The organism is Acetonema longum DSM 6540 (assembly GCF_000219125.1).
In the GTDB taxonomy this organism is placed as follows: domain Bacteria; phylum Bacillota; class Negativicutes; order Sporomusales; family Acetonemataceae; genus Acetonema; species Acetonema longum.
Window position 1 is genome coordinate 1 of sequence record NZ_AFGF01000178.1, and the last position, 9,128, is coordinate 9,128.

Consider the following 9,128-nt stretch of genomic DNA (forward strand, 5'->3'; position numbering starts at 1 on the left):
GTGGGAATCATGTCAGACAGACACAAAGAGCTAAAATTGGCCTATAAACAGAATCCGCCTGCCATGGGAGTTTTTCAGATAAAAAATAATATAAACGGTAAGATTTTTATCGGCAGCAGCCAGAATGTGGCCGGCAAACTGAACAGCCAACGGTTTCAGCTCAAGGGTAATGGCCATGTTAACAAAGCGTTGCAGCAGGATTGGAATGATTACGGTTCTGGTTCCTTTGCCTTTGATATTCTGGAGACTCTGAAGACTGAAGAATTCGACCCCCAGGATTGGCCCGAAGCCCTAGCACTTCTGGAAGAAAAGTGGCTGGATATACTGCAGCCCTATGGTGAAAGAGGTTACAACAAAGGGGAAAAAGGCCCATCTGCGTTGGCAGGTCTGCGGGCGAGCTCAGTCAGAAACATCACTTTCCGGGAGAATGAAAAAAGTGACCTTTCTGCAGTTAGCCGAAAAGCCACTTAAATTCTTCCTCGGAGACGCAGAGCGTCTCTCTTACCCTTCCTAGATCTGGACCTTTTTGAACGGTCCCAGGTGCGGGACCGCAGATAAATTCTTCAATGATTTTTATGAAACCGGCTGCTGAAAAACCAGTTCATACCACTTGCCCGGCTTGTCTTTTGTCTTTTGCCAGCCGGATTCATATAATTTTGTTGTCAGGCGGTCCAAGGCCGCCTGATGTTTTTTGTTCTTTTCGCTGGGACCTTCATATTCAAAGCCGGTTAACGTGATCTTATCCGAGGCAGCTACAATGACACCGTCATCCTGTACTGCCCTGAATTCGAAGATTTCTTTGCCGAACAGAGACCACTTCTCCCCCACCTGGACGAGAGTGACCCGGCAATGCCGGTAATCTGCGCCTGCCGCCGGAGGGGCCTGAACCGCCGCACCGCACTGATGGCAGAACTTTGCCTCCGGGGCGAGACGAACACCGCAAAAACTACAAAACATATTTCCGCCTCCCTGGATTAGGATTTATGGATAGCCTAGAACCCGGGGCTGTTCAAAAAGGTTCAGATGCTAGGTAAGAGCAACGCCTGCGTTGCCATACTGAAGAATTTAGGTGACTTTTCGGCTCATGAGAAAACATCCGCTACTACCTCTCTCCCGAAAAGTCACAAATTCTGATAGCGTGACGAGGACGGGCATGAGACGTACGTTCGCAGGGTACGTCGTACTAGAAAGATGCGGAGCATCGTGAGATCAGGAGGAAAACAAATCTCTTTTCGGTGTAGTCATAGCAAAATAAACTACTGCATACGAAACCGAAAAGGGATGTTTTCTGAATGAGCCCGCCCGCAGGAGGCTGAAGTGACGCAGATGGGCCTTTTTCAACAGTCCCCTACTCTTTTCCCCAGTTCGGGTCCCTCTGGAGGGCCTCCATGACCACCTGCTGTTCGCTGATTTTAACCCGGGTTGGCAGCTTTTCCGCTAGGGCTGCCAGTATGGGTTCGCTAGCTTTAAAGAAGATTCTTCTATTCTCTTTCTTGCCCTTGTCTCCCATCGTCTCGTAAGCCAGAACCCAGACGATACGATTGTCGAGGGAAGAATTCATACGGTATGTCCGTCTGAATTTAATAACTCCAAGCAGTTGAGGATGATAGCGGTAAATCCCCAGGATATTGTGGTAGGGTACTTCATGCTTCGCCCTACCTAACAGGCTCTTTTTGCGAAAACGCAGAACGGTCTGGTCCATTTCAACAATGTATTGCGCTTGGGCCCGTTCCAGCAGGACAGAGATGAACATCAAATGGAAGAATACTTCTATCGGTTGCCTGATGTTAGAAAAAAACCATTTATAAAGGCTCAGGGCCAGCAGTAATGCAAAGGCCATGATGGCAATGCCAATGACCATGACATTTTTGCGGGTGATTTGCGATACATCCGTCAAAATCTGATCTTGAGTGTTGTCTTGCATATAGCCTCCAATTTAGAAAAGATGGACGCAAGCGTCCATCTTTCGTTGTTCCATAGAAAAAAGCTCTACAAAAGCAGAATTTTTCTTGCCAAGGGACAAAAAAGCTCTGTGAATGCAGAATTTTTCTTGCCAAGGCAGAAAAAAGACTCTGCGAAAGCAGACTTTTTTCTTGCCGCTTATATCGCGCCTTTTGCCTGAAGCTGAGCTATCTGCTCTTTGCTAAAGCCCAGAACCTCAGACAGAATTTCTTCAGTATGCTGCCCCAGAAGCGGCGCCGGGGTCTCCACCGCACCAGGAGTCTTCGACAGCTTAATGGGAACGCCGGGCACTTTCATTTCGCCGGCTACTGGGTGCTTCAAGTCTACGATCATGTCCCTGGCTTTGATCTGAGGATCATTAATGACCTTGTCAACGGTGTTAATCGGAGCGCATGGAATTCCGGCTTCCTCCAGAAATCCCAGCCAGGCATCAATGGTCTTGTTTTTAAAAACGGAGTCCAGAATAACTTTAAGCTCTTTCACATTCTGTGTCCGCAGGGCATTTGTCGCGAAACGCGCATCGTGTATCAGATCAGGGCGTTCAAGCAGGCTGCACAGCTTTTCCCACAGACGGTCATTGCCGGCGCCGACGATAACGTAGCCATCTTTGGCCGTAAACGACTCAAAGGGAGTGATGGACGGATGCCGGTTGCCCAGAGGCTTGGGTATAACGCCGTTAACCAGATAGCGGGAAATGGCATTTTCCAGAATGGCAACCTGGCAGTCCAGCATACCTACATCCACTTTCTGGCCTTCACCGGTGCGTTCCCGGTGATAGACTGCCAGCAGCACGCCGACGGTCGCAAACAAACCGGCGGTAATATCACCGACCGATGCCCCCACCCGGGTGGGATCGCCGTTTTCCGGGCCGGTAATGCTCATAATGCCGCCCATGGCTTGCACGATAATATCATAAGCAGGCTTGTCCATGTAGGGACCGGTATGGCCGAACCCGGAACAAGCGGCATAGATAATTTTCGGATTGATTTTCTGCAGGTCTTCATAGCCCAGACCAAATTTCTCCATGGTGCCGGGACGGTAGTTCTCCAACACCACATCGGCCTTCTTGACCATTTCCTTGAATAAGTCCTTGGCGGCCTGCTCCTTCAGATTCAGAGTCATAGAACGTTTATTGCGATTAAGGCTCATGTAATAGGCGCTTTCTTTGCCAATAAACGGACCAAACGCCCGGGAATCGTCCCCCACCTTAGGGGGTTCGATTTTGATAATATTGGCACCAAAATCCGCCAACATCATCGAGGCATAAGGGCCGGCTAAAACACGGCTAAGGTCGAGAACAACCAGTCCTGCTAATGGTTTCATTATCATACTCCTCCTTCAAATGCTGCCGATTATGATTTTCATTATACCATATTTCTCCCTGCTGCGCATGATATAAAGTGTTTTCACTATGCTTATTTTATCTCCTTTGGCCACATTTCTATGCAAATAGACTGAAGCTTTATCGCTAATCGGATCGAATACCGCAATATCAGCACCCCTGTATTGTTTATTTACATAATGTTGTATATTGACAAAAGGATTGTGCCATTCGCCAAAGAATTATATATATAGATATTTTCCGACCTGGAGTGAAGGGTATTGAAAGGCATAATCTCGTACAGCTACATGACACAGTATTTATGGATGGCATTATCCCTGATCCTGATTTTTGTTTTTATCCTGAACAAAACGCAGATCCTGCATCACGCCATGAGGCGGTATAACACCTCGACCAGAGGCAAGTTGTTTTTGGCTGCAATCTTCGGTTTCCTAGGTATGTTGGGCACTTACTTTGGCATCACGGTGCAGGAAGGCATCGCCAATACGCGGGCGGTGGGAGTGATCGTCGGCGGCTTGATCGGCGGCCCTGTCGTCGGCATCGGTTCCGGCATTATCGCCGGCTTGCATCGTTTTTTAGCCGGCAGCGGCGTCTCCGCTGCGGCCAGCGGCAGCATAACGGTTTTGCAGGGAATCTTGTCGGGAATGATCCATGTCAGGATGAAGCCGAAAAAAGAACAGTGGCGTTATGCCTTGGCAGTCGGAATCATTTTGGAGTCGCTGCATATGCTGCTGTTAATGATACTCGTCGAGGACAAGGAACGGGTTGCCAATCTGGTAATCAATATCGCACCGGCCATGATGCTTACCAACCCCATCGGCATTGCCGCTTTCATTGCCTTATTGGAAGATGCTTACCGGGCCCAGGAAAAGACAGAGGCTTTTGCCGCCAAACTGGTTTTGAGCATTGCAAATAAAACCACGAGCTTTCTGGGCAACGGGTTGAATGAGCAAACAGCGCTGGAAACAGCCAATATTATTTACCGGGAAGTTGAAAGCCTGGCAGGCGTCGGCATTACCTCCCGGGAACGGATGCTGGCCTTTGTCGTCCGCGATAAACGTGTCGCCGATACCGTTGCTGTCAGTGATATTATCGCCAGCCTGCCGGCAAGCTGCGAATCCGGTATTTTTCAAGCCGGCAAGCCAGGCGGACAAAGCTCGCTGCTCCCGTCTTGGCAGATTGCCATGCCATTGACCGAGGGGTCCCAGGTTATCGGCTCGCTGGTGCTGTATAAACGGCAAGAGCACAGCGTTTCCTTGTTTGAAACAGAGCTGGCCCGCGGCCTGGCTAATCTAATGTCAACCCAGCTCGCCATCAGCAAAGGGGAACGACAGGCCAAACTGCTGGCCAGCGCCGAAGTCAAAGCGCTGCAAGCCCAGATTAATCCGCACTTCTTGTTTAACGCCCTGAACACGATCAGCTATTACTGCCGTAAACAGCCGGATATGGCCAAACGCCTGATCAATCATCTGGGAAATTATTACCGCAATCATCTGGCCGCTCCCGACAGTTTTGTCACCCTGAGCAAAGAACTGCGTTATGTTGATGATTATATCAAAATTGAAATGGCGCGTTTTGAGGGGCGTCTAAAGATCTCCCTTCATATTGAATCCGACTGCGAAACGATGCTGCTGCCTCCCCTGATCCTGCAGCCGCTGGTCGAAAATGCCGTCAAACATGGCCTGGTCAGCAAGGATGAAGGCGGTGAAATCCGTATTAGCAGTGAATTTCAGCCTGACGGCAGCATGAAACTGTCTGTAGAGGATAACGGCGTCGGCATGGAGCCGGCGTATGCTGCCAAGATCCTGGAGTATAATCCCCAGCGGACTTCTATTGGTCTTTCCAATGTGCACCGCCGATTAATCGCCATTTATGGCCCTGACTGCGGGCTTAATATTGTCACTGGTAAGGGCCAGGGCCTGAAGGTGTCTTTCATTATTCCGCAACGAAAGGAGCTGGATATATGCCGTTAAACGTGTTAATTGTCGATGATGAATTCCCGGCGCGTCAGGAATTAAGCTGCATTTTTGAAGAGATTACAAACATTACTGTTGTCGGTGAATGCAAGAACGGCGAAGAGGCTTACCAATTCGCCAGTACTCACGAGGTGGACGCCGTTTTTCTCGATGTACACATGCGGACGCCGGAGGAAGGTTTGACTGCAGCTGCTAAGCTGAAGCAGCTGTCTCATTCCCCTAAACTTGTCTTCACTACCGGATTTAGCGAATTTGCCGTGAAAGCCTTTGAACTGAATGCTGTCGACTATGTTTTGAAGCCGTATTCCAAAGAACGGCTGGAATTGACAATTGAGCGCCTGACCCAGGAAGATCCCCCGGTCAATCCTCTCTCTTTCGATAAGACTCTCGGTCCGGTCCGGATGCCTGTGTGGCATAACAACCGGTTGCTGATATTGCTGCCGGAAGAGATCTTCTTCGTGAAATCAGATCAGAAACGCAAAGCCGTGTTGTGTACCGAGAGGGGTGACTTTATCTCTAATATGCCGTTAAAGCTCATCCAGCGAAGACTGGAAAGCTCAGGATTTTTACGGACTCACAAAAGTTACCTGGTCAATATCAGCAAAGTACGAGAAATCGTTCCCTGGTTCAATAATACCTATGTGTTGGTGATTGACGGTTGCCCGGTGGAGGATGTACCGGTTGCCAAGCATTATATCAAGGAATTCAACCAGGCCATAGGCATCTGAAACAGAAGAACCGGCGGCCTACGGATAAAACAGGCCACGCAAAAGCAGTGTGTACAATGTGCGCACTGCTTTTCCAGTTTGGGCTGGCGGTTGTGAAAAACCTCACTTTTCAGAAACAGAAAAACGGATTAACAGGCGCGAATTTTGTTATCTTATGTCTAAATCTCTTTCCCTGACAGAAGTCGACACTATAATAAAATGTGGTTATAAATTGTGAAAAAAGGAGAGATGTCCGATGAAAACCTTAGAAGGAATCCGCGTGCTGGATCTCAGCCGGGTACTGGCCGGTCCTTACGCAACCATGATGCTAGCGGATTATGGCGCCGACGTTATTAAAATCGAACCGCCAAAGGTCGGTGATGATTCCCGGGCTTTCGGCCCGTTTATCGGCAAAGAAAGCGCCTACTTCATGAGCCTGAACCGCAACAAGCGGTCGATTGAACTGAACTTCAAACGGCAGGCTGAGTGCGACCTGTTTAAAGAGATGGTGAAACAGGCTGACGTGGTTGTTGAAAACTACCGTCCGGGGACCATGGAAAAATTCGGTTTGGGATATGATGTCTTAAAAGAAATCAATCCCAAACTTATTTATGTGGCTTGCTCCGGCTTTGGACAAACCGGTCCTTATAAGTCAAAACCTGCCTATGACATCATTGTTCAGGCCATGGGCGGCATTATGAGCATCACCGGCCCGGAAAACGGCGATCCCACCCGTGTCGGCGCCTCGGTCGGCGACGTTGTCGCCGGTATCTTCTCCGCTTACGGCGCAATGCTGGCTCTCTATCACCGTGAACGGACCGGCCTGGGACAAAAGGTCGATGTCGGCATGCTGGACTGCCAGATTGCCATTCTCGAAAACGCCATTGCCCGTTACGTAACTTCCGGTATTGTTCCCGGACCGCTTGGCAACCGCCATCCGTCGATTACGCCGTTCTCTTCCTATACGGCCCAAGACGGTTATTTGATTGTCGGCGCCGGCAATGCCCGTCTTTGGGAAAAGCTGTGCGCCGTGCTGGAACGGCCTGACCTGCTGGCTGATCCCCGCTTTGCCACCAATGCTGACCGCACCAACAATGTCAATGCACTGGCGGATATCCTCAACGGCATATTCAAACAAAAAACCATTGCCGCTTGGCTGGAACTGTTGGAAACAGCAGGACTCCCCTGCGCACCGATCAACACAGTCGAAAAAATTGTCAATGACCCCCATGTGGCCGCTCGCGAAATGATTGTGGAAGTTGAACATCCGGTAGCCGGCAAGCTGAAAATGCCGGGTGTACCGGTAAAGCTCTCCCTGACACCGGGCAAAGTAGAAACCCCTGCCCCGCTCCTGGGACAGCACGCAGTTGAGATTCTCCACGAACTGTTCGGCTGGAGCGAAGAAAAAACCAAGGAATTTTTTGCCGAATCTAAATAACAGCCCCAATGGCAAAATCGGAGCCGAACGCTTATCCGGCTCCGTCATTATGGAGGTACAGTATGGCAACAGTGCAGCAGAAAATCGAGCAAGTCAGAACGAAAATAGCCACCATTAAGCAAGGCGGCGGCCAAAAACGCATCGACAAACAACATGCCTCCGGCAAAAAACGGCGCGGGAACGGATCGCGCTGTTGCTTGACCCAGGCACGTTCGTCGAATTGGACCAATTTGTCCGCCATCGTTGCACCAATTTCGGCATGGAAAAAAAAGAACTTCCTGGCGAAGGCGTTGTCACCGGCTACGGTACGATTGACGGGCGTCTGGTCTATGTCTTCGCTCAGGACTTCACCGTCGAAGGCGGTTCCCTGGGGGAAATGCATGCCGCAAAAATTGTCAAAGTACAGGACCTGGCTCTGAAAATGGGAGCACCGATCATCGGCATTAACGACTCCGGCGGCGCCCGCATTCAGGAAGCAGTAGACGCTCTGTCCGGCTTCGGCAAAATCTTTTTGAGAAACACACATGCTTCAGGCGTGATTCCGCAAATTTCGGCGATCATGGGGCCCTGCGCCGGCGGCGCGGTGTATTCCCCGGCTTTGACCGACTTTGTCTACATGGTGAAAAACACCAGCCAAATGTTTATTACCGGACCTCAGGTTATCAAATCGGTAACGGCTGAAGAAGTGACCGCTGAACAGCTCGGCGGCGCCACGACCCATAACTCGGTATCCGGTGTTGCCCATTTTGCCGCAGAGAACGAAGATGACTGCCTGCGGCAGATCCGGTATTTACTTAGCTTTTTACCCAGCAATAACCTGGAAGAAGCGCCGATAACCAATACGGACGACTCACCCCACCGGGCCGACTCCGAGCTGAATACACTGATGCCGGATAATCCCAATATGCCCTACGATATGCTGCAGGTTATCTCCAGAATCGTCGATAAAGGCGAGTATTATGAAGTATTGCAGCACTTCGGCAAAAACATCATCACCTGCTTTGCCCGCTTTGACGGACAGCCGGTCGGCATTATCGCCAGCCAGCCTTCTTATATGGCAGGATGCCTTGATATCAGCGCCTCAGACAAAGCAGCCCGTTTTATCCGCACCTGCGACGCCTTTAACCTGCCCCTGGTAACCCTGGTGGACGTACCGGGCTTCCTGCCCGGCACCGATCAAGAGTATGGCGGCATTATCCGCCACGGCGCAAAAATGCTGTATGCCTATTCGGAAGCCACCGTTCCCAAGATTACGGTTATTACCCGCAAAGCTTACGGCGGCGCTTACATTGCCATGTGCTCACAGCACCTTGGCGCGGATCAGGTTTTCGCCTGGCCGACAGCTGAAATCGCTGTCATGGGTCCGGCGGGAGCGGCGAATATCATTTTCAAAAATGATCCGAACGCTCAAGCCAAAACCGCCGAATACGTTGAAGAATTTGCTACTCCTTATAAAGCGGCGGAACGGGGCTATGTGGATCAGGTCATCGAACCGCAGGAAACCCGTCCCCGCATCATAACCGCATTGAATATGCTGGCCAGCAAGCGCGAAAACCGGCCGGCCAAAAAGCACGGCAATATTCCGCTATAATTCCCAAGAGATGCGAAGCATCTCGGGGTAGGGAAGAAAATAAATTGCTTTTCGCGTAAGAGTAGAACTATCTGTTGCATCGAATCCGAAAAGCGATATTTTCTGAACCACG

7 protein-coding genes and 1 pseudogene are annotated in these 9,128 nt (G+C 50.3%); 5 read left to right on the forward strand and 3 right to left on the reverse strand.

Annotated features, from left to right (window positions below; genetic code table 11):
- On the forward strand, positions 1 to 471 hold a 471-nt coding region (locus tag ALO_RS15875; RefSeq protein ID WP_238528293.1), incomplete at its 5' end, for a GIY-YIG nuclease family protein.
- Positions 472 to 573: 102 nt separating this feature from the next.
- Here the strand turns inward: ALO_RS15875 and ALO_RS15880 are convergent.
- The 3 genes from ALO_RS15880 to ALO_RS15895 all read right to left on the reverse strand — a co-directional run bounded on the left by ALO_RS15880 (position 574) and on the right by ALO_RS15895 (position 3,285).
- Entirely contained in the window at positions 574 to 957 is a 384-nt protein-coding gene (locus ALO_RS15880; RefSeq protein ID WP_004097826.1) for a zinc ribbon domain-containing protein, read from the reverse strand.
- Positions 958 to 1,348: 391 nt separating this feature from the next.
- The gene (locus ALO_RS15885) at positions 1,349 to 1,924 is read right to left on the reverse strand and encodes a regulator of G-protein signaling domain-containing protein (RefSeq protein ID WP_004097834.1); all 576 of its coding nucleotides are present in this window, start codon (positions 1,922 to 1,924) and stop codon (positions 1,349 to 1,351) included.
- Positions 1,925 to 2,100: 176 nt separating this feature from the next.
- On the reverse strand, positions 2,101 to 3,285 hold the full coding sequence (locus tag ALO_RS15895; RefSeq protein ID WP_004097836.1) for a CaiB/BaiF CoA transferase family protein: 1,185 nt from the start codon (positions 3,283 to 3,285) through the stop codon (positions 2,101 to 2,103).
- 279 nt (positions 3,286 to 3,564) lie between these two features.
- Between ALO_RS15895 and ALO_RS15900 the strand changes: the two genes are divergently transcribed.
- From ALO_RS15900 to mmdA, 4 genes and pseudogenes are all read left to right on the forward strand, one after another.
- Positions 3,565 to 5,277 carry a LytS/YhcK type 5TM receptor domain-containing protein gene (locus ALO_RS15900; RefSeq protein WP_004097837.1) on the forward strand — a complete coding sequence of 571 codons (1,713 nt, stop codon included), beginning with the start codon at positions 3,565 to 3,567 and terminating at the stop codon, positions 5,275 to 5,277.
- Positions 5,268 to 6,008, forward strand: coding sequence for a LytR/AlgR family response regulator transcription factor (locus ALO_RS15905; RefSeq protein WP_004097838.1), 741 nt, complete (start codon positions 5,268 to 5,270; stop codon positions 6,006 to 6,008). Before ALO_RS15900 ends, ALO_RS15905 begins: the two co-directional genes overlap by 10 nt.
- A 235-nt stretch (positions 6,009 to 6,243) precedes the next feature.
- Entirely contained in the window at positions 6,244 to 7,425 is a 1,182-nt protein-coding gene (locus ALO_RS15910) for a CaiB/BaiF CoA transferase family protein (RefSeq protein ID WP_004097842.1), read from the forward strand.
- 62 nt (positions 7,426 to 7,487) lie between these two features.
- A pseudogene (gene mmdA, locus ALO_RS15915) lies at positions 7,488 to 9,016 on the forward strand (methylmalonyl-CoA decarboxylase subunit alpha).
- The last annotated feature ends 112 nt before the right edge of the window (positions 9,017 to 9,128 follow it).

What these genes read in the sequence shown, in the direction of transcription:
- ALO_RS15880 (WP_004097826.1), bottom strand. Translation starts at nt 957, where the DNA reads ATGTTTTGTAGTTTTTGCGGTGTTCGTCTCGCCCCGGAGGCAAAGTTC.
- ALO_RS15910 (WP_004097842.1), top strand. Translation starts at nt 6,244, where the DNA reads ATGAAAACCTTAGAAGGAATCCGCGTGCTGGATCTCAGCCGGGTACTG.
- ALO_RS15905 (WP_004097838.1), top strand. Translation starts at nt 5,268, where the DNA reads ATGCCGTTAAACGTGTTAATTGTCGATGATGAATTCCCGGCGCGTCAG.
- ALO_RS15885 (WP_004097834.1), bottom strand. Translation starts at nt 1,924, where the DNA reads ATGCAAGACAACACTCAAGATCAGATTTTGACGGATGTATCGCAAATC.
- ALO_RS15895 (WP_004097836.1), bottom strand. Translation starts at nt 3,285, where the DNA reads ATGAAACCATTAGCAGGACTGGTTGTTCTCGACCTTAGCCGTGTTTTA.